Consider the following 20,464-nt stretch of genomic DNA (forward strand, 5'->3'; position numbering starts at 1 on the left):
CGCCCTGCTCTCGAGGCAGGGCGGCCTGTGGGGGCGCAGCCGGGTCAGGATCCGATGAACTCCTCGGTCTCGCCGAACGACGGATGCTCGCGGATCTCGACGGACATGCCCAGACCGTCGGTGTCGAGCACGACGATCTCGTTCGCCCCCTGACGCCACAACGGCGCCGGGGCGTACAAGGTCTCCTGGGGGCCCACCTTCCAGTAGCGCCCCAGCAGGAAGCCGTTCAGCCAGGCCATGCCCTTCGATCCGCCCGGGAAGGCGAGCCAGGCGTCGAGCGGCTCCGCGACGTCAAGAGACGCGACAGCGACGCCGTCGGATGCAGGCCTACCGGGGGCGGCATCCGGAACGTCCTGCGGCACGACGCGATGTGTCCAGCCGTTCACGAGGCGACGTCCGATCATGACGCCCCGCATGATGCCCTTGCCCTCACCCGTGTACGGACCGTAGTTGATGCGCCCCAGGCTCTCCACCACGATCGTGAGCACACCGCTGCCGCCCGTAGCCGGAAGGGCGAGCGAGGTGACGCCGTCACGTTCGAGCGTGCCCAGTCGTTCGTCGTCGAGGAGCACCGTCGCCCGGTCGTGCAGGCCGTCGATCGTCAGCTCGGCATCACGCCCGAACGACACCTGCGCCTCATACGCGACGAGGCCGTCTTCCGCACCCAGCTGTTCGAACGTCTGCGGCCGCGGCGTCGCGACGCCTGTCGCGGGCAGCGAGCGCACGAGCTCGAGGAGCGGGCGCACAGGAGACAGCGGAGCCGATGCGGCCGCCTGACGGCGCGGAGCCGCGGGTATCGCGGGCAGCTCCCCTGCGTGGAACGGAGCGAACAGGGCGCGCAAGGCGTAGAACTTGTCGTTCAGCGTGCCGTCCTCTCCGATCGGGGCGTCGGAGTCGTAGCTGGTGACGGTGGGCTGGAGCACGCGGTCGTGATTGGCGCCGTTCCACAGGCCGAAGTTCGTGCCGCCGTGCGCCATGTACACGCTCACCGACCCGCCGGCGTCCAGCAGCTCTCCGACCGTGCCGCTCATGCTGGACGCGGAGCGGACATGATGCCGCTCGCCCCAATGGTCGAACCACCCTCCCCACAGCTCGCTGCACATCAGCGCCTCGCGGTCGCGCCGCAGCTCGACGGCTGCGGCGACTCCGGTGCCGAAGGTGAAGGTCGTCAAGGCGCCGGCCACCGAGCCGTGCTCGATCATGTCGGCGGTGATGCCGTCGGCCGTCGTGAGCATCTCGATCACGCCACGCGACCGCAGGCCGTCGCGCAGGTACGCGAGATAGCCGGCATCGCTGCCGAAGGATCCGTATTCGTTCTCGACCTGCACCGCCACGATCGGCCCGCCGTACGCGGCCTGCAGCGGGACGAGTCGCGGAATGAGCTCGTCGTACCAGGCATCGACCGCCGCGAGAAAGGCCGGGTCGCTCGTTCGCAATGATTCCACCCGGCCGGAGAGCCAGTGCGGAATGCCGCCGTTCGACCACTCGGCGCAGATGTACGGGCTCGGACGCACGAACACGTCGAGTCCGAGGTCACCGGCCAGGCGTACGAAGCGCTCGATGTCGCGCCATCCGTCGAAGCGCACATCGCCTTCGACACGCTCGTGGAAATTCCAGGCGACATAGGTGTCGACCGTGTTCGCGCCCGTCGCGGCGAGGCGGCGCAGACGGTCCTCCCACTGGTCGGGGTGCACCCGGAAGTAGTGCACGGATCCGGCCAGGATGCGGTGCGGAGCGCCATCGCGCAAGATCTCGCCGTCGCGCCAGGACAGGGCGGGGAGAGGGGGGCGGTTCGCGGATGCCGGAACGGCACTGGTCGCAGTCAGGCCGTCGACAGCGGCGGCGAGAAGGTCGGACATAAAGCTCCAAGCATGAGTGTTTGCGTTCACATTATCGCATGATCGCGTCCCCGGGTGACTGTGATTCCGCCATTTGATCGCTACCATTGACCCATGTCACCTCGCCGTCATCAGGTCGATCGCTCCCCGAGCCAAGTCGATGTCGCCAAGCTGGCCGGTGTGTCGACGCAGACCGTCTCGCGTGTCATGTCGGGACAGGACAGCGTGCGCCCCGACACCGCCCGGCGGGTGCTCGCCGCCGTCGACGAACTCGGCTACCGGGTGCATGCGGCGGCGGCTTCTCTCGCCTCTGGACGCACCCGTGTGCTCGGCGTGATCGTGGTCTCCACCGACCGCTACTCCTCTGCGGCGCTCGGGGTCGGCATCCAGCAGGCCGCCGCTGCCAACGGCTACACGGTCTCTACGGCGGCAGTCGCCGACCACGCCTCGGCTGAGGCGTTCCTCGACGCGTTCGACCGGCTGGAGCGTCAGGGCGCCGAGGGGATCATCCTCGGCATCCCCGTCGAGCTCGAGACGCCGGCGATGCGCGCGCGCATGGAGCGCACCCCCGCCACCCGCAGCGAGCGCACCTCCCTCGACGGCGACGCCCCTCTCGCGGTCGATCAACATGCGATCGCGCGCCTGGCCGTCGAGCACCTCCTTGATCTGGGACACAAGACCGTGTGGCACGTCTCCGGTGACGACTACTGGACGGAGACGCAGCAGCGCAGCGAGGCGTGGGAGCAGACTCTGCGCGACCGAGGCATCGTGCCCCCGCCGGTGATCCCCGCCGACTGGACCCCCGAGTCCGGTTATCGCGCCGGCCGCACGATCGCCGCCATCCCCGAGGTCACCGCGGTCTTCGTGTCCAGCGACGAGATGGCCTTCGGCCTCATCCGCGCCCTCCACGAAGCCGGCCGCAACGTGCCCGAGGACGTCTCGGTCGTGAGCGTCGACGACATCGCTCTCGCGGCCTACGCGTCGCCTGCGCTCACCACGGTCAGGCAGCCCTTCGAGGACATGGGTCGCGCAGCGGCCCTGCGTCTGATCGCTCAGATCGAGGGCCACGAGGCGATCGGCGAGATGCCCTCGACCGACCCTCAGCTCATCGTGCGGGCATCCACCGCTCCGCCGCCTGCCGTCAGCTGAGCGCGTTCCTGGGCTGCGTCGTGCGACCCGGCCCGGTCACCAACGGCCGTACCGGCGCTCCCAGTCCTCTTCGATGGTGCGACGTCGTCCGGCGATCCATCCTGCCGGGATCACCGCGATCAGGACGCCGACGAGCAGCAGCAGCGGTACCTGCCAGCTGCCGGTCGCCTCGTGCAGCACCCCGATGAGAAGCGGGAACAGCGCAGCCACTGCGTAGCCGATGCTCTGCGCGAACCCGCTGAGCGCGACGGCGCTCTCGGGCGTGCGAGAGCGGATGCTGAGCAGCACCAGGCTCAGCGGGAACAGCATCGGCGCGAGGCCGAACATCGCGACCCAGAGCGGAAGGCCCACCGTCGGCACGAACAGCAGCCCGGCGAGACCGATCAGGCCGCAGGCGATCCCGAAGAAGAAGACGGGACGGGTCGCGTGGAAGCGCACGATCAGGATCGGCACGAGGAGCGAGCAGGGCATGCCCATCAGACCGAACAGGGAGAGCAGCAGCCCCGCGTCGGCGGCCGACACTCCTCCGACGTCGATCAGGATCGCGGGTAGCCATGCGAACGATACGTAGGCGAGCGTCGAGGAGGCTCCGAACACCAGGGCGATCGACCAGGCCATCGGCAGCCGCCACAGCCGACCGAACACCTTGGGGTTCGCGGGACTCGTGACGATCGGACCGGTCGCCACCTCGGCCGCGTCGCGGTCGTCGGGATTCTCGACGAAAGGCGGCTTGACCAGCGCATCCGGCGCGCCGCTCGCGCCAGTGCGGTCGGTCAGCAGCATCGTCACCCACGGGATCAGCGCGAGAGCGGCGAAGACTCCCCACAGCCCGAGCGAGACACGCCACCCCGCGGAATCCGCGATCGGCACGGCCACGAGCGGCGGCACGAAGGTCGACACGGCCATGGTCGTCGAGTACACGGTCATCATGAGGCCGAGGCGATCGGGGAAGTACTTCTTGACGAGCGGCGGCATCAGGATGTTGCCCGAGCCGACACCGGCGAACACCACCGTGGTCGCCGCCAGCAGCGACATCGAGTCCACGGAAAGGCTGCGCAGCACGAGACCCGCGGCGATGAGGCCGATCGCCGCGACGGCGACGCGTTCGAGACCGAACCGCCGTTCGAACAGCGGCGTGAGCAGCCCGAACACGGCGAAGCAGACGGGCGGCGCTGCACCGATGAGCCCGGCCACGACCGAGGAGATCGGGAACTCCTCGGCGACGTGGTCGATCACCGGCGACAGTGACGCGACCGCCGAGCGCAGCGAGAACGCGACGAGGACGATGCCGAGCAGCGCAAGAGCCCGGCCCTCCCAGAGAGGCCGGCCCTTCGGCAGGCTCAGGGACCCGGACATCAAGAGGTCTGCGACTCCTCGACCCAGCTCAGGTACTCGTCGCTCACCGTGCCGGTGACATAGCGGCCGTCGAAGCAGCTCATGTCGAGTTCGGTCACGCCCGACCCCTCGGTGATCGCGGCCTTGAGGTCGTCGACCTCCTGGTAGACGAGGTGGTCGACGCCGAGCTCCGCGGCGATCTCGGGGATCGTGCGGCCGTGGGCGATGAGCTCGTGCCGAGAAGGCATGTTGATGCCGTAGACGTGCGGATGCCGCACCGGCGGCGCGGCAGAGGCGAACGTGACGGATTTCGCACCGGCATCCCGAGCCATCTGGATGATCTGCTTCGAGGTGGTGCCGCGGACGATCGAGTCGTCGATGAGCAGCACGTGCTTGCCCTTGAACTCGGTGGACATCGCGTTCAGCTTCTGACGCACGCTCTTCTTGCGCACCGCCTGGCCCGGCATGATGAAGGTGCGGCCCACGTAGCGGTTCTTGTAGAAGCCCTCGCGGTATTCGATGCCGAGCTTGCGGGCGACCTCCATCGCGGCGGGGCGCGAGGAGTCGGGGATCGGCATCACGACGTCGATCTCGTCCATCGGCACGTGCTTGGCGATCGTGTCGGCGAGGCGGTCGCCCATGCGCAGGCGCGACTCGTAGACCGAGATGCCGTTCATGACCGAGTCCGGGCGTGCGAGGTAGACGTACTCGAACGCGCACGGCGCGAGAGTCGTGTTCTCGGAGCACTGCTGCGAGTGCAGCTCGCCGTCGTTCGTGATGAACACGGCCTCGCCGGGTTCGACCTCGCGGACGACCTCGTAGTCGCCGTTCTCGAGCACCAGCGATTCGCTCGCGACGACCCACTCGCTCTTTCCCTCGACGGCGGCCGAGGGTCGACGGCCGAGGATGAGCGGACGGATGCCGAAGGGATCGCGGAACGCGAGCAGACCGTATCCGGCGATCACCGCGATGACGGCGTATGCGCCCTCGATGCGCTGATGCGTGCGGGCGACGGCCTCGAACACGCGCTCGGGGTCGAGATCGACGGTCGAGGTGGTGTTCTGCAGCTCGCCCGCGAGCACGTTCAGCAGCAGCTCGGTGTCGCTCGAGGAGTTCAGGTGGCGGCGGTCGCGCTTGGCCATGTCGGCGGTGAGCTCGCGCGTGTTGGTGAGGTTGCCGTTGTGGATGAGGATGATGCCGTACGGCGCGTTCACGTAGAACGGCTGCATCTCCTCTTCGTTCGAGGCGGTGCCCTTGGTCGCGTAGCGCACGTGTCCGAGGCCGACATTGCCGAGAAGCGCGCGCATGTCGCGGGTGCGGAAGGCCTCGCGGACCATGCCCTGCGCCTTCGCGTTGTGCATGACGCCGTTCGACTCGGCGGTGGCGATGCCCGTCGCGTCCTGCCCGCGGTGCTGCAGCAGGAGCAGAGCGTCGTAGATGTCCTGGTTGACCGGGGCCGTTCCGACCATTCCGACGATGCCGCACATGGAGTGTCTACTTCATCCGTTTCTTCAGTGAGAGGCGTATGCGCCGACGAGGCGCACCGCTCCGCCGTCGACGCCCTTGGCGCCCTGTTCGAACTCTCCGGCCGGACGTGCGCCGAAGCCCACCGTCGCGACCTGCCACGCGGGCATGCCCTCTGCGGCGAGCGCCGCGATCGCGGCATCCTTCTTGTCCTGCGCGATCACCGCGAGGAAGCCGATGCCGAGGTTCCAGGTGCCCTCCGCAGACTCGAGAGAGGAGCCGGCGATGTCGCTGAGCACGCGGAAGACCGGGCTGGGCGACCAGGTGCTGCGGTCGACTTCGGCCCAGCTCCCCTGCGGGAGCACACGTGCGAGGTTCGCCGCGATGCCGCCGCCGGTCACGTGGCTGAGCGCGTGCACGGCTGGGGCCCCTGAGCCGCCTGTCGAAGAGCCGAGCGCGTCGATCAGGCGCAGCAGAGGAAGCGTGTAGAGCCGCGTCGGCTCGAGCAGCGCCTCGCCCCAGGTCGTGCCGAAGTCGGCGGCCTGGTCGGCGTATGCGATGCCCGCGTTCGTGATGATGTGGCGCACGAGCGAGTAGCCGTTCGAGTGCAGACCGCTCGACTGCACGGCGAGCACGACGTCGCCGTCCTGCACGCGCTCGGCGCCGAGGATCGCGTCGGCCTCGACGACACCTGTCGCAGCTCCCGCCACGTCGTAGTCGCGCGGACCGAGGAGGCCGGGGTGCTCTGCCGTCTCGCCGCCGACGAGCGCCGTGCCCGTGGCCGAGCACGCCTCGGCGATGCCGCGCACGATGTCGGCGATGCGCTGCGGGACGACCTTGCCGCACGCGATGTAGTCGGTCATGAACAGCGGCTTGGCGCCCACCACGACGATGTCGTCGACGACCATGCCGACCAGGTCCTGGCCGATCGTGTCGTGCTTGTCGATCGCCTGGGCGATCGCGACCTTCGTGCCGACGCCGTCGGTGCTGCTCGCGAGCAGCGGACGGCGGTAGCCGAGCAGCGCGCTGGCATCGAAGAGGCCGGCGAATCCGCCGACACCGCCGAGCACTTCAGGGCCGTGCGTCGCGCGCACGGAAGACTTCATCAGCTCGACGGCGAGATCACCTGCAGCGGTGTCGACGCCGGCTTCGGAATAGGGATTGGTGGGGGAGGCAGCCACCCCTCGATCCTACCGTCCCGCCGCCTGCCCGATCTCCGAGAAGGCGGAGAGCGGATGCCGGGGCACCCCGCCGAGCGGAAGGTCCGGCACGCCGGTGAGTCGCTGACCCCGCCGCCCGCCCGATCCGCGGCCTCAGACGATCATCGCCAGGCCGTCGGATCCGCTCTGCGGGAACCAGATCACTCCGGTCGCAGTTCGCGCCGCTGGCAGCATCCGCCTCTCGGTTCCGGTCGCAGTTCGTGCCGCTTCCATCCGAATGAGGCGGCACGAATCGCGACCGGAACCGCCGGGACGGGCGACGAGACGGCACGAAGTGCGACCGGAACGAGGCGGATACGACGGGAAGAACGCGGCGGGATTCTCCGCGGAGGGGCGCGGCGACCGCCGCGCGAAATACGATGGGCACATGTCTGAGAAGCCGCAGTGGCTGATCCGCGAAGACGCGGGCGTTCCGGTGCTCGTCGCGCTCGCGCTGCGGCAGGCGCTCGGCATCCGCGTGCCCGCAGACCTTCCGAGCCTGCGCGATCTGCCGGTCAGAGCGCATGACGCGATCGAAGCGACTCCGGAGATCGAGAGCCAGTGGCTCGACTACTGGGACATGACGGTGGAACCGCGCGCCCACCCCTCCGGTGTGCCGCTCGAACTCGTCGACGGATTCGACACCCTCGTCGCACTGCCGGCGTCGGGCGCAGCGGAGCTCACCGCCGCGATCGCGCCGCATGCGGCATCCTCTCTGCAGTACGCACGGGCCGCTCACGATCGCTACGTGTCCTCGGTCAAGAGCCACACCGGCGGCGACTCCTACCGCGCGTACGCCAGTGCGATCGCCGAGTTCGAACGCGAAGTCGGCCGCCGCGCGCATTCCTTCGAGCTGAACGTGCAGGTGCTGCCGTTCTCGCAGCGGGGGATCTGGTGGATCGGAGCGCTCACCGTCGCAGTGACCGACGGGCTGCGTCGCGACATCGTCGCGTTCGACGGGGCGATCCGCCCCATCATCGGCGAGCTGGCGTGAGAGCGGTCAGTCGCTCTCGATGATCGTCTCGCGCTGAACCCGCACGACGTGGTCCTTGCGCCGCGCGAAGCGCTCGGCGATGAGTCCGGCGACACCGCCGAGGGCGAGGCCGATCGGCGCCGTCCACAGCAGGAGGAATCCGAAGACCTGGCCTGCGGGGTAGACGACGTTCAGCGCCTCTGAGGGCTCGAAGCTGCCAGCGAACGTGAGGACGCCTGCGACGATCACGCCGACCACGACGCCGATGCCCATGAAGACGCCGTAACGCGGAACCTTGCGCACTGTCGCGGAGGCGATCTGAGCGGAGTCTGAGGGGGCCATGCGTCCATTCTCCCACCGTTGCCTGTGGGGCGCACCGCCCTGCAGGTCGCCGCGGGCGCACACCTGCAGGGCCGAAGCCCCCCGATCCGGCCCTGCAGCGCCCCTCCGGGTGAGGCGGTCGAGCTCAGCCCTCCGCGACCTCGGCGACCTCGACCCTCCGACGTGCGATCAGCACGCCGCCGCCGACGAGGAGCAGCACGAGCACGACCCCGCCGCCGATCCACGGCCACACCGGTGCACCCTCGTGAGACGCGATCTCGGTGACCGCGCTGAGTGCCGTCGCAGCGTCCGTCTCCTCTTCGTCCGAGGCGGCGGCCACGCCGCACTCCGCCCCGACCGGGATCACCGCGCTCACCGGGTCGAGCTGCTCGCCCGCGGCGTAGGTTCCAAAGGCTGCCGCTCCGGCATCGGTCAGCGTGGCCGCAGCCGCGTCGACCGTGATCGCACCGTCGGCCGCCTCGGGCAGCGCGAACTCTGCGAAGCGGACGTCCTTCTGATCGATGCTCTCGCCCGCCTGCGTCGTGCCGCTGACGTCGACCACGATGTAGCCCGTCTCGCCCGCCAGCTCGATGCGGAAGTTCGACACGGTCGTGTCGAGAGCTCCGTCGTGACCCGTGAACGCGATGGCGCCGCCGTAGGTCACCAGACCCGCACGGGTCTCATCGTCGAGCGAGCCGCTGCCGCCGCTCCAGACGAAATCGGGGTATTCGTACGCGACGTCGGTCAGCGTCCAACCGCCGTGCGCGATGCCCTCGATGTAGGTGCGGAACGACTCCTTGAAGCCCCAGCTCAGAGTGGCGCCTTCGATCGAACACGCTCCGATCGCGGTCTGCCCGCGGGTGAGTGTGAACGCGAGTCCGCGATCGACCGAGCCCTGCAGCGTCAGCGTGTGCTCGCCGTTCTCGAGGGTCGCCGGCAGAGAGCCTGTCCAGCTGGCGGCGCCTGCGGCATCCGCGGTCACCGTGCCGAGCAGAACGGGCGTGGAGTACACGACGACTGCGATGTCCTTCTCGTTGGGCTGGAATCCGGACGCCGTGATCGTCGCTGTGCCGCCGGCCTGGAGAGCGGCGAGCGCCGCCTCGTCGATCTCGATGCCCGACGAGGAGGGAGCGGATGTCGGGATCGGCTTCTTCTTGACGACGGATGCCGCCGCCACCGTGCCCGTGGAGCCTGCAGGCGCGGCTGCCGCGGCGCCGACGGTGAAGCTCACCGGACTCAGCGCGGTGGAGTAGCCCTGCAGCACCTGATCGCGCCCGGCACTCGTGAGCGTTGCGGGCGCCTGTGAGTACGTGACCGCTCCGTTCGCCGTGATCTTCGCGGCCCGCGACAGGTCGAGAGTCGCGAAGGCGACCTGGCTGCCGCCGTTCGTCACGAACAGCGTGGCGGTGTCGGCAGTGCCGATGCGGATCTGCGGGCTCGAGATCGTGACGTCCAGCACCCCGTGGTGTCCGGTGAAGCGCACAGCGCCGACGTAGGACACCGTGCCGAGGCCGGTTGCGGCATCGAACGTGCTGCCCGCGGCCTGACCGAACTGGAACTGGCCGTTCGATCGTGTCGCGCCGCCTGACACGTCGATGGCGCCCTGCGCGATCGGGCCGGTGATGTAGTCGACGAACGAGGTCGACACCGCCCAGCGCAGAGAACCGCCGGGGACCGTGGCGACGGGGGACGTCGGCGTGCCCGGATCGACGGGGACCTCCGGTCCGGGCTTCAGGATGTCCCACTGCTGCGGCGTGATGGTCACGGCGGCCCGGGCGAGGATCGTGTCGGCGCCCGGCATGGTGTGCTGCTTCCACACGATGACCTCGTAGGCCTTCGTGCGGTCGAGCGTCTCGGCCGCCGCGGTCAGGTCGACCGTGAACGCGCCGCCGGTGATGCCGCGGACGTACTGCATGGCGGCGAATCCGCCGCCATCGGTGACCTCGGCCTCGGTGCCCGCCTCGATCAGGGCGACATAGGCGCCCGTGATCGTTCCGAGCCGCGCTCCGGCGGCGGAGATCGTGAGACCGTCCTTCGCCGTCGCGGACTTCACGGTGGCTGCGACGGAGGGCGCGTCAGGTCGAGGTGCGACAAGGTCCCAGTCCGCCTCGCTGATCGCGACGGCGGCCCGGGCGAGGATCGTGTCGGCGCCCGGCATGGTGTGCTGCTTCCACACGATGACCTCGTAGGTCTTCGTGCGGTCCAGTGCTGCGGCGGGCGCGTCGAGGGCGACCGTGAACGCGCCGCCGGTGATGCCGCGGACGTATTGCATCGCGGCGAATCCACCGCCCGCGGTGACCTGGGCCTCGGTTCCGGTCTCGATGACCGCCGCGTAGACCCCGGTGGTCGCGCCGAAGTTCTTGGCCGTCACGGTCGCCGTGATGCCGGCCGAGCCCGCAGACACGGCCGATGCGACCGAGATCGTCGGTGCTGTCGAGTAGCTCACTGCGACGCTGCGCTCCTGGTCGGCGTTCACGACACCGCCCGCGCCGTAGGTGTAGACGCCGTATGAGCCCGGCTTCGCGGGTGCGTCCTTCAGGGTCAGCGTCGCCTGGAACGTGCCGTCGGCGGCGATGTCGACCCACTGCGCGCGGATCGCCGACTGGTACTGCGTCGGCACCTGATCCAGCACGCCTTCGGCGAGCGCCCAGACCTGCGTTCCGACCGAGCGGGTGGAGGATGCGGCACCGGCGGACGGCTGCCAGTTCTCCGCGAAGTTGCCGAAGACGACGTAGGTGCCCTGAGGCAGGGTCGACGGGATCGGAACGCCGCGCCCGCCGACGTTCGCAGTCGGGTCGTAACCGGCGCCCTTCACGACGATCCGGTCGCCGGCCGTGAGCACGGCCCCTGCCGCAGGCGTGACACCGTCGGAGAGGAAGACCGAGAGCGATGCGGATGCGGGAGGCGTCGTGCCAGGGTCGGTGCCGGGATCGGTGCCCGGGTCGGTGCCGGGATCAGTCCCGGGATCAGTTCCAGGGTCGGTCCCTGGATCGGTTCCCGGCGACGTGCCGAACACGGAGTCCCACTGCCCGCCGCTGATCGCGACGTCGCCTCGCCCGTAGATCGTCGTGGCGTCGGGGTTCGAGTGCTGCTTCCAGATCAAGACCTCGTACACCTGTGCGCGGTCGAGCTTGTCGGCCGGCGCGGTCAGAGTGAACGAGCTCGCTCCGCCCGACACCGTCGGGAACGGGATCGCGAACGCCGCGTATCCACCGCCGCCGGAGAGCCCGGCTTCTGTGCCCTTGACGATCAGCGCCGCGTAAGCGCCGGTCGCGTCGGCCGGAAGCCCGGATGCCTGCACCTGAACTGTGAGCCCCGATGCGTCCGCCGACGTCACAGAGGAGGATACCGAGCCGTCAGCCGCGTGCGCGGGAACGGCGACCGAGAGCCCGGTCACGAGGAGGAAGAGCGTTATCAGGGTGGCGAGGATCGCACGGGTGCGCGTGCTCGCCGAGGATGCTGTGGCTGTGTCGTTCACGGATTCTCTCCGGACCCCGCGGGGCGCACGTGAGCGCATGCCGTCGGTGCCGCTGTACAGTCGGACGAAGGGGAGTGTTTGGTTAGGCTTAGCTAAGTCCTACCGTTTCCGACAGTAGACCGGCGCATCGGATTCCGTCAACTTTTAGGTTAGCCTTGCCTAATGCGTCGCCTTCTCGTCGTCTTCGTCGCCGTCGCTCTGGCGGCGGGCCTCACCTCTTGCAGCACCGCCGGTCCGGTGGCCGCGCCGCAGAACGTCCCCGAGGCCTGCGCGGCAGCATCCGTCCCTCTCCGCTCCCTCGATCTGGTGAGCGACGTGCGCGCGGTCACCGGGCAATCGACGGCCTGCCTGCCGAGCAGTGCGATCGAGCCGGTCGATGACAGCACCGCGCCGACGCTGCCCGTGACCGTGACCGACGACGAGGGGCGCGAGGTCGAGGTCACCGATGTCGACCGCATCCTGCCGATCGACATCTCGGGCACCATCTCATCGACGGTGTTCGCTCTGGGCCTCGGCGACCAGGTCGTCGGACGCGATTCATCCACCGACTTCGCAGGCACGGAAGACCTTCCCGTCGTCACCAAGACCGGCCACACCCTGAACGCCGAGGCGATCATCGAGCTGGCTCCGACCGTGGTCCTCACCGACACGACCATCGGGCCGAAAGAGGTCCGTCAGCAGCTGCGCGACGCGGGAATCGCCGTGGTCGTGATCTCCAGCGATCGTCGACTCGACACGACCGACCAGCTCGTCGCGCAGATCGCAGCAGCTCTCGGCATCCCGAGCCGCGGACGCGCACTGATCGAGCGACTCGACGCTCGACTCGACCAGGCCCTCGCCGAGATCGCCGAGGTCGTCCCCTCCGACGAGGGCGACCGGGCGCGCATGCTGTTCCTCTATGTGCGCGGCAGCGCGAACGTCTACTACATCTTCGGCGCGGACTCCGGGGCGGACTCCCTGATCGACGCCGTCGGAGGGGTCGACGTCGCCGGCGAGATCGGATGGGAGGGCATGAAGCCGATGACCGCCGAGGCCCTCGTCGCAGCGCAGCCGGACGTGCTCGTCATGATGACCGACGGCCTGGAGTCGGTCGGCGGTATCGACGGCCTCATCGATCGGATACCCGCTGTGGCCGAGACGCCGGCCGGCGCGAACCGCCGAGTGATCGACATGGCGGACACGGCCGTGCTCAGCTTCGGCCCGCGCTCGGCCGACATCGTGCTCGCACTCGCCCGCGCTCTCTACGCCCCCGAGCCGTCGAAGTGACCGGCGAGGTCGTCACCTCGATCCCCGCGACGCACCGCGGGCTGCGGTTCGCGCTGGTCGTGGTCGGACTCGTGGTCGCGCTCGCGATCACCTGCGCGGCCTCGATCACGAACGGCCAGTACCAGCTCTCACCCACAGGCCTCGTCGGCGTGCTCCTGCGCGGCATCGGGATCGACACCGCCTGGGCGCCGGATGTCGCCGCGGACTACGGCGTGATCTACAGCATCCGTCTGCCGCGGATCGTGCTCGGCCTGCTCGTCGGGGCGGCTCTCGCCGTGTCCGGCGTTCTCATGCAGGCGATATTCGGCAACCCCTTGGCGGATGCCGGCGTCGTCGGCGTCTCCTCCGGCGCAGCCCTCGGCGCCGCAGCCAGCATCACGCTCGGGCTCGCCGCGTTCGGCATGTGGACCACGCCGGTGTTCGCGTTCCTCGGCGGCCTCGCGGCGGTGCTCGCGGTGTACTTCATCAGCCGCTCGGGCGGCCGGACCGAAGTCGTCACGCTGCTGCTGACCGGCATCGCGATCAACGCGATAGCCGGGGCGGGCATGGCGTTCCTCACGTTCCTCGGCACCACCTCGACCCGCGAGCAGATCGTGTTCTGGCAACTGGGTTCGCTGAACGGAGCGCTGTGGTCGCACGCCGCCCTGGTCGCACCGCTCGTCGCGGTCGGTGTGCTCGTCGCGCTCCTCGTCGCGCGGAGACTCGACCTCTTCGCTCTGGGCGAGCGCACGGCCCGACATCTCGGACTCGACGTGGAGGCGCTCCGGATCGTCGTGATCGTGACCGTCGCGGTGCTCGTGTGCGCCGCCGTGTCGTTCGCCGGCATCATCGGCTTCGCCGGTCTCGTCGTCCCCCATCTCATGCGCATGATCATCGGCCCGGCCCACCTTCCGCTCGTTGTCGCGTCGGCGCTCGGCGGGGCTCTGCTGATCTCGCTCGCCGACCTGTTCGCCCGCACCGCGGTGCCGCTGGCCGACCTGCCCATCGGCATGATCACAGCCCTGGTCGGGGGCCCTTTCTTCCTCTGGCTCCTCGTCAGGACGCGGCGGCGCTCGGGGGGATGGGCGTGAGCGTGCGCCTGTCCGGTCGAGGCGTGACCGTGCGCGTCGGCGAAGGCCGCGAGATCCTCGCCGGGGTGTCGATCGAGGTCCGCGCGGGCGAAGTCCACGCGCTCGTCGGCCCGAACGGCGCCGGCAAGTCGACGCTGTTCGGGGTGCTGGCGGGCGATGTCTCCCCCGCCGAGGGAGTCGTGGAACTCGACGGCGCTCCCATCGGCGGCATCCGCCCCCGGGAGCTCGCGCGACGGAGAGCCGTACTGCTGCAGGAGAACACCGTGACCTTCCCGTTCACGGCCGCGCAGGTCGTGCGCATGGGACGCGCACCGTGGGCGCACACCGCCGCGGGCGATGATGACGACGACGACGAGATCGTGTTCTCCGCGATGACGGCGACAGAGGTGCTGCCGCTGGCCGATCGCGCGGTGACGTCGCTGTCCGGCGGGGAGCGGGCGCGGGTGGCGCTCGCCCGCGTGCTCGCACAGCGCACCGGCATCCTGCTGCTCGACGAACCGAGCGCCGCCCTCGATCTCAAGCATCACGAAGACGTCATGCGCCTCATCCGCACACAGGCCGACGCCGGCACCGCGGTGGCGATCGTGCTGCACGATCTGAATGCCGCGCTCGCTCACGCCGACCGGGTGACGCTCCTCGCCGATGGCCGAGTCGCCGCGACCGGAGCACCGGCCGAAGTGCTCACCGCCGCAAGGATCGAAGAGGTCTACGGGCAGGCGGTCGATTTGTTCCCGCACCCGGGCACGGGGGTGCCGCTCGTGGTCGCCCGGCGCTGAAGCGGTGCGTCCGCGCGCACGGAGGCGCAGGCGTCAGGGGCGCAGCGGCAGGACTCCCGAGAGATCCGCGCGGGTCCCGGAGGCGTGGGCTCGGCCGGATGCCGCGGCATCCGCCCAATCCTCGACCCCGGTCGCGACCGCGATCCAGGTCGCCGCGTCCATCTCGACCACGTTCGGCGGGGTGCCGCGGGTGTGGCGCGGCCCCTGGATGACCTGCACCGCTCCGAACGGCGGCACGCGCACCTCGACGGTGCCTCCCGGCGCCTTCTCATCGAGCAGCTGCAGCAGGTACCGCACGGCGGTGGCCAGTGACGTGCGCTGCGGTTTCTCGCCCGCGGCATCCGCGGCGCGCACCGCGTCGAGAGCCGTGCGCCCGTCGATGATGTCGATCTTCTTCGGAGGCATGATCCCAGCGTACGCACCCGCCCGATCCGGCCGCAGCGGGCATAGGCTCGAGCCGATGACTTCGAAAGAGACCCTGCACGGCGCCCGCGCCGAGCTGATCGCCGCAGCCCGGCGCAGTTCCGGGTGGGCCGCGCCCTTCCCGCCGGTCGTCGGCAGCGCGCACGAGGCGTCGGTCCTCGTGCTGTTCGGCAAGCTCGACAGCATCCCCGCGCGCACCGACGAGCTCACCGTCGCGGGCGATCTCGACGTGCTCCTGCAGCGCAGGGCGGCCACGCTCTCCTCGCATCCTGGCCAGGTGTCGTTCCCCGGCGGACGACGGGAGGAGCAGGACTCGGATGCCGTCGCCACCGCGCTGCGCGAGGCCCAGGAGGAGACCGGGCTCGACCCGGCCGGAGTCGAGGTGCTCGCGACCCTGTCCGAGTTGCCCCTGGCCGCCAGCAACCACCGGGTGACGCCCGTGCTCGGCTGGTGGCGGTCGCCCTCGCGCGTCGTCGCGGTCGATCACGCCGAGACCGTCGAGGTGTTCCGTGTTCCCGTCGCGCAGCTGCTCGATCCGAACATCCGCTTCACCTCGACCATCAGTCGCATGGGACGCACGTGGAAGGGCCCCGCGTTCGATGTCGACGGCACGATCGTGTGGGGCTTCACGGCGATGGTGCTCGACGGCATCTTCGACGCGGCCGGCTGGACGCGGTCGTGGGACCGGTCTGTCGAGCGCCCCGTCACGGTCTGACTACTCTCCGACACGAAAATAGGTCAACCGCGCCGACATGAAAATAGGTCAACCGCGCCAAAAGAGGAGAAATCCTCCGCATCCTTCCTCCATTCGTGCGGTTGACCTGTTTCGGGCAGGGGGCCGCGAAGCGAGGCAGCCGAAACCTCGCCCGGCGACCTCGGTAGTCTGGACGAGTGAAGATCCTGGTCCTCGGTTCCGGTGCCCGCGAGCACGCCATCATCCTCGCCCTCCGGGCCGAGCAGACGGCGCACGAGATCTTCGTCGCTCCCGGCAACGCCGGGATCGCGCAGGATGCCACGCCCGTCTCGGTCGACCCGCTCGACGGCGCGGCGGTGACCGCCTTCGCCAATGAGCACGCGATCGATCTCGTGGTCGTAGGTCCCGAGGCGCCGCTGGTCGCCGGGGTCGCCGACGTGCTCCGCGCGCACGGCATCCCGGTCTTCGGTCCGGGCAGAGCGGCGGCGCAGCTCGAAGGGTCGAAGTCGTTCGCGAAGCGGATCATGGATGCCGCGGGCGTGCCGACCGGACGCGCGGTCCGCGCCGCCCGCATCGCCGACGTCGAGAAGGCCTTCGATGAGCTCGGCGCTCCCTACGTGGTCAAGGCCGACGGCCTGGCCGCGGGCAAGGGCGTGATCGTCACCTCCGACCGCGCCGAGGCCCTCGCCCACGCAGAGCACTATCTGCCTGCCGGCCCCGTGCTGATCGAGGAATTCCTCTCCGGCCCCGAGGTCTCGCTGTTCTTCCTCAGCGACGGCGACACCGTGCGCGCCCTGAGCCCTGCGCAGGACTTCAAGCGCGCACTGAACGGCGACGAAGGCCCCAACACGGGCGGGATGGGCGCGTACTCTCCGCTGCCCTGGCTCGACGAGCAGTTCGGCAGCGAGAAGGCCTTCGTCGAGGAGGTCACGCGCGACGTCGCGCTCCCCGTCATCCGCCAGCTGGATGCCGAGGGCACGCCGTTCATCGGCCTGCTCTACGCTGGCCTCATCCTCACCCCCGCCGGTGTGCGGGTGATCGAGTTCAACGCCCGCTTCGGCGACCCCGAGACGCAGATCGTGCTGCCGCGCCTGGTGACCCCGCTGTCGGAGCTGCTGTTCGCCGCGGCATCCGGCACCCTCGAGGACCAGCCGGAGCCCGTCTTCGGCGACGATGTCGCGATCACCGTGGTGCTCGCGAGCGAGGGATACCCCGAGGCTCCGCAGACCGGTCGCCCGATCGAGGGCCTCGCCGACGCCGCTGCTGTCGAGGGCGTGCGTCTCGTGCACGCGGCGACGGCCTCACCCGACGCTCCCGGCGGCTCGCTCATCGCGACGGGAGGCCGCGTCTTGAACGTCGTGGCCGTGGCATCCGACTTCCGCACCGCCCGCGACCGCGCGTACGAGGCGATCGCGAAGATCTCCCTCGACGGATCCCACTACCGCACCGACATCGCCGCCCGCGTCGCGGAGTAGCGGCGCGCATCGCGGCGCGCGTCGAGATCACGCGAAGTCGTCGAGTGCACGGCCCCTCGACGCGAACTTCCCGAGCGCTCGGCGAGTGCACGGGAAGTCGACGCGGAATGCGCAGAGAAGCGGATGCCGCGCTCAGAGCACCTTGGAGAGGAAGTCCTTCAGGCGCTCGTTCTTCGGAGCTCCGAACAGCTCGGCAGGCGGGGCCTCCTCGACCACGACTCCGCCGTCCATGAACACCGTGCGACCCGAGACCTCGCGGGCGAAGCCCATCTCGTGGGTCACGAGCACCATGGTCATGCCGCCGGACGCGAGATCGCGGATCACCTGCAGCACCTCGCCGACCATCTCGGGGTCGAGTGCGCTGGTCGCCTCGTCGAAGAGCATGATCTCGGGGTCCATCGCGAGTGCGCGGGCGATCGCCACACGCTGCTTCTGGCCACCGGAGAGGGATGCGGGCCTCGCATCCGCCTTCTCCGCCAGGCCGACGCGGTCGAGCAGCGAGATCGCGCGCTCGCGAGCCTCGGCTTTCGACATCCGTCCGAGCTCGATCGGGGCGAGCGTGATGTTCTCCAGCACGGTCATGTGCGGGAACAGGTTGAAGTGCTGGAACACCATGCCGATGCGCTGACGCACCTCGTCGAGCTTGACGCTCTTGTCTGTGAGGTCCACGCCGTCGACGATCACGTGACCCGCCGTGGGCTCCTCGAGCTTGTTGAGGCAGCGCAGCAGCGTGGACTTTCCCGAACCGGAGGGCCCGATCACGGCCACGACCTCGCCGTCGCCCACCTCGAGATCGATGCCCTTGAGCACCTCGTTGTCTCCGAAGGCCTTGTGCAGGTCCTTCACGACGATCTTGCTCATGCGTTGAACTTCCTCTCCAGACGGTTGGCGAGCAGCGTCAGCAGCGTGATCACGACGAAGTAGATCACGGCGACGATCGTCAGCACCTGGGCCGACAGGTAGGTCGAGGCGATGATCTGCCGCGACTGGAAGGTCAGCTCGGCGAGTCCGATCACGCTGATCAGCGAGGTGTCCTTCAGGGTGATGATGCCCTGGTTCACGAACGACGGGATCATGATGCGGAACGCCTGCGGGAGAACGACCTTCTGCATGGTCTTCCAGTGGCCGAGACCGAGCGAGCGCGACGCCTCGTTCTGACCGGGGTCGACCGCCTGGATGCCGCCGCGGATGATCTCGGTCATGTAGGCGCCGGTGTTGAGCGACAGCGTGATCGCGCCGGCGACGAAGGGGTTGAACGTGAGCCCGGGGAACAGCTGCGGGATGGCGAAGAACACGAAGAACGCCTGCACCAGGATCGGCGTGCCGCGGAACACGTAGACGTAGGCGGTGGCGAGCCAGCGGAACAGGAAGAAGCCCGAGATCCGGCCGAACCCGAACACGATGCCGAGCACGAATGCGGCGACGAGGGCGACAAGCGTCGCGAGGATCGTCAGCCACAGGCCGTTCATGAGAGCCGGCCAGTACTTCACGGCGACCGAGATGATGTCGGTGGGCTGATCGGATGCCTCGCCGCTCAGGTAGGTGTCGACGATCTTGTCGTAGTCGCCCGAGGCCTTCAGGTTCGCGAGGCCCTCGTTGAACATCTCGACGAGCTCGGGGTTCTGGCCCTTGTTGACTGCGAAGCCGTACTCTCCGCCGAGCTCGGGGTCGCCCACGAGGCGGAAGCCCGAACCCTGCTGAATGCCGTACGCCAGCACCGGGAAATCCTCGAAGTAGCCGACGGCCTGGCCGGCTTTGACGGCATCCACCATGTCGGTCGTGTCCTGATAGGGGGTGACCTTGAAGCCGTACTTCTCCTGGTTCTCCTCGGCGAAGGTCTGTCCCTGCGTACCCGTCTTGACCGCGACGGTCTTGCCGTCGAGGTCGTCCAGCGACTGGATGTCGCTCGCATCGAGCACGCCGAGCTGGATGCCGCTGGTGAAGTACGGATCGCTGAAGTCGAAGGTCTTCTTGCGCTCGTCGGTGATCGACATCCCCGCCATGACGGCGTCGACCTGGTTGGACTGCAGCGCCTGCACGGCCGCGTCGAATCCGAGCTGGCGGATCTCGACCTCGAAGCCCTGGTCTTCGGCGATCGCGTGGAGCAGGTCCATGTCGATGCCGACCAGCTCGCCGTCGGAGTTCGTGAACTCGAACGGGGCGAAGGTCGTGTCGGTGCCGATGATGTACTTCTCATCGGCGGCGGTCGCGGTCGACGAGACGCCGAGAATCGCGCCTGCAGCGAGGAAGGCGGTGATGGTCGCGGCGCCGGCGACACGGCCCAGTCTGCGCAGATGCGCGATCGCGGAAGAGGGGTTTCGGATCACGACGGATGCTCCTCGGGGTCGGATCAGACGACCGTTTGACCGTCGACCACCCACCTTATCCGCCGCTCGTCCGCTCACCCGCAGGACGAGCGGACGTCGGAACGCGAAGATGCCGGGCGACGGATGCCGTTACAACGTGACCCAGTACCGGCGCAGCAGGGCGTGGCCGCGCTCCGACTGGTCGCTGACGTCCTGCAGCACACCACCCGCTCGCTCGATCGTGCGCGCCGAAGCGATGTTGTCGTCGTCGCAGGTGATGAACACGCGGTCGAGTCCGATCTCGCGTGCACGGTCGAGCGCGAGCGCGAGGGCCGCCGACGCGTATCCGCGCCGGCGACGCGACGCGCGCACGGCGTAGCCGATGTGGCCGCCTGCCTCGCGCAGCCAGTCGTTGAGCGTGTGCCGGAACGACAGGAACCCCACGACCTCTCGGCCGTCCACGATCCAGTACAGGTCGTTGTGCACGCGGTCTTCGGGCGGCGCCACGGACGTGTCGGCGAGCCGGGCCGCGTTCTCGATGAGCTCGTCGAGGGTGACCCGACCGGGGATGACCGGCGCCTGCAGACCAGAACCGTCGATGTGCCCGCCACCGAACTCGGCCACAGCAGCGGCCCAGCTGTCATAGAGGTCGGCGGTAGGACGGATGAGCGCGATCGTCATCACCCGAGCACATCAC

The 20,464-nt window shown here is 69.3% G+C and carries 17 protein-coding genes; 7 read left to right on the forward strand and 10 right to left on the reverse strand.

Translation table 11 applies throughout. The features are described 5' to 3' along the window. Positions 1-44: 44 nt before the first annotated feature. Positions 45-1,859 carry a glycoside hydrolase family 35 protein gene (locus ACI3KT_RS05305; RefSeq protein WP_404902934.1) on the reverse strand — a complete coding sequence of 605 codons (1,815 nt, stop codon included), beginning with the start codon at positions 1,857-1,859 and terminating at the stop codon, positions 45-47. 93 nt (positions 1,860-1,952) lie between these two features. Here ACI3KT_RS05305 and ACI3KT_RS05310 point away from each other — a divergent pair, with 93 nt between their 5' ends. Then, positions 1,953-2,987, forward strand: a complete 1,035-nt coding sequence (locus ACI3KT_RS05310; protein ID WP_404902935.1) for a LacI family DNA-binding transcriptional regulator — start codon at positions 1,953-1,955, stop codon at positions 2,985-2,987. A 36-nt stretch (positions 2,988-3,023) separates the two neighbouring features. On the opposite strand, the gene ACI3KT_RS05315 is transcribed toward ACI3KT_RS05310, so the two are convergent. Genes ACI3KT_RS05315 through purM form a run of 3 tightly spaced genes read right to left on the reverse strand, consistent with a single transcriptional unit; the run spans position 3,024 to position 6,967 of the window. Next, the gene (locus ACI3KT_RS05315) at positions 3,024-4,343 is read right to left on the reverse strand and encodes an MFS transporter (protein WP_404903319.1); all 1,320 of its coding nucleotides are present in this window, start codon (positions 4,341-4,343) and stop codon (positions 3,024-3,026) included. Beyond that, complete coding sequence (gene purF / locus ACI3KT_RS05320; protein ID WP_404902937.1) at positions 4,343-5,809, reverse strand: amidophosphoribosyltransferase; 1,467 nt, start codon at positions 5,807-5,809, stop codon at positions 4,343-4,345. The genes ACI3KT_RS05315 and purF overlap by 1 nt, the downstream gene beginning before the upstream one ends. A gap of 24 nt (positions 5,810-5,833) precedes the next feature. Continuing rightward, positions 5,834-6,967: a phosphoribosylformylglycinamidine cyclo-ligase gene (gene purM, locus ACI3KT_RS05325; protein ID WP_404902938.1), complete on the reverse strand. Its 1,134-nt coding sequence runs from the start codon at positions 6,965-6,967 to the stop codon at positions 5,834-5,836. 406 nt (positions 6,968-7,373) lie between these two features. Here purM and ACI3KT_RS05330 point away from each other — a divergent pair, with 406 nt between their 5' ends. Then, positions 7,374-7,979 carry a zinc-binding alcohol dehydrogenase gene (locus ACI3KT_RS05330; RefSeq protein WP_307294093.1) on the forward strand — a complete coding sequence of 202 codons (606 nt, stop codon included), beginning with the start codon at positions 7,374-7,376 and terminating at the stop codon, positions 7,977-7,979. 6 nt (positions 7,980-7,985) lie between these two features. Here ACI3KT_RS05330 and ACI3KT_RS05335 read toward each other — a convergent pair whose 3' ends face one another. Both ACI3KT_RS05335 and ACI3KT_RS05340 read right to left on the reverse strand, forming a co-directional pair. Continuing rightward, complete coding sequence (locus ACI3KT_RS05335) at positions 7,986-8,300, reverse strand: potassium transporter Trk (protein WP_404902939.1); 315 nt, start codon at positions 8,298-8,300, stop codon at positions 7,986-7,988. 124 nt (positions 8,301-8,424) lie between these two features. Then, positions 8,425-11,757 carry an HtaA domain-containing protein gene (locus tag ACI3KT_RS05340; RefSeq protein ID WP_404902940.1) on the reverse strand — a complete coding sequence of 1,111 codons (3,333 nt, stop codon included), beginning with the start codon at positions 11,755-11,757 and terminating at the stop codon, positions 8,425-8,427. Between the two features lie 162 nt (positions 11,758-11,919). Between ACI3KT_RS05340 and ACI3KT_RS05345 the strand changes: the two genes are divergently transcribed. The 3 genes from ACI3KT_RS05345 to ACI3KT_RS05355 are packed head-to-tail and all read left to right on the forward strand — an operon-like array spanning position 11,920 to position 14,869. Beyond that, positions 11,920-13,023: a hemin ABC transporter substrate-binding protein gene (locus tag ACI3KT_RS05345; protein ID WP_404902941.1), complete on the forward strand. Its 1,104-nt coding sequence runs from the start codon at positions 11,920-11,922 to the stop codon at positions 13,021-13,023. Continuing rightward, entirely contained in the window at positions 13,020-14,093 is a 1,074-nt protein-coding gene (locus ACI3KT_RS05350; RefSeq protein WP_404902943.1) for a FecCD family ABC transporter permease, read from the forward strand. Before ACI3KT_RS05345 ends, ACI3KT_RS05350 begins: the two co-directional genes overlap by 4 nt. After that, positions 14,084-14,869, forward strand: a complete 786-nt coding sequence (locus ACI3KT_RS05355; RefSeq protein ID WP_404902945.1) for a heme ABC transporter ATP-binding protein — start codon at positions 14,084-14,086, stop codon at positions 14,867-14,869. Before ACI3KT_RS05350 ends, ACI3KT_RS05355 begins: the two co-directional genes overlap by 10 nt. A gap of 33 nt (positions 14,870-14,902) precedes the next feature. Here ACI3KT_RS05355 and ACI3KT_RS05360 read toward each other — a convergent pair whose 3' ends face one another. Continuing rightward, a complete protein-coding gene (locus tag ACI3KT_RS05360) occupies positions 14,903-15,274 on the reverse strand; it encodes a sterol carrier family protein (RefSeq protein ID WP_404902946.1) in 372 nt (123 codons plus the stop codon). 55 nt (positions 15,275-15,329) lie between these two features. On the opposite strand from ACI3KT_RS05360, the gene ACI3KT_RS05365 reads away from it, so the two are divergent. Together ACI3KT_RS05365 and purD are read left to right on the forward strand one after the other, a co-directional pair. Continuing rightward, a complete protein-coding gene (locus tag ACI3KT_RS05365) occupies positions 15,330-16,007 on the forward strand; it encodes an NUDIX hydrolase (RefSeq protein WP_404902948.1) in 678 nt (225 codons plus the stop codon). 176 nt (positions 16,008-16,183) lie between these two features. Further along, a complete protein-coding gene (gene purD / locus ACI3KT_RS05370; protein WP_404902950.1) occupies positions 16,184-17,461 on the forward strand; it encodes a phosphoribosylamine--glycine ligase in 1,278 nt (425 codons plus the stop codon). Positions 17,462-17,593: 132 nt separating this feature from the next. Here purD and ACI3KT_RS05375 read toward each other — a convergent pair whose 3' ends face one another. The 3 genes from ACI3KT_RS05375 to ACI3KT_RS05385 form a co-directional block, all read right to left on the reverse strand. Beyond that, on the reverse strand, positions 17,594-18,322 hold the full coding sequence (locus tag ACI3KT_RS05375; RefSeq protein ID WP_292907460.1) for an amino acid ABC transporter ATP-binding protein: 729 nt from the start codon (positions 18,320-18,322) through the stop codon (positions 17,594-17,596). Next, complete coding sequence (locus ACI3KT_RS05380; protein ID WP_307294078.1) at positions 18,319-19,788, reverse strand: amino acid ABC transporter substrate-binding protein/permease; 1,470 nt, start codon at positions 19,786-19,788, stop codon at positions 18,319-18,321. Before ACI3KT_RS05380 ends, ACI3KT_RS05375 begins: the two co-directional genes overlap by 4 nt. A gap of 129 nt (positions 19,789-19,917) precedes the next feature. Further along, on the reverse strand, positions 19,918-20,448 hold the full coding sequence (locus tag ACI3KT_RS05385) for a GNAT family N-acetyltransferase (RefSeq protein ID WP_307294077.1): 531 nt from the start codon (positions 20,446-20,448) through the stop codon (positions 19,918-19,920). Positions 20,449-20,464 lie beyond the last annotated feature (16 nt).

The sequence above is a fragment of the Microbacterium sp. ZW T6_19 genome, assembly GCF_044987465.1.
GTDB classification, from domain to species: Bacteria; Actinomycetota; Actinomycetes; order Actinomycetales; family Microbacteriaceae; genus Microbacterium; species Microbacterium natoriense_A.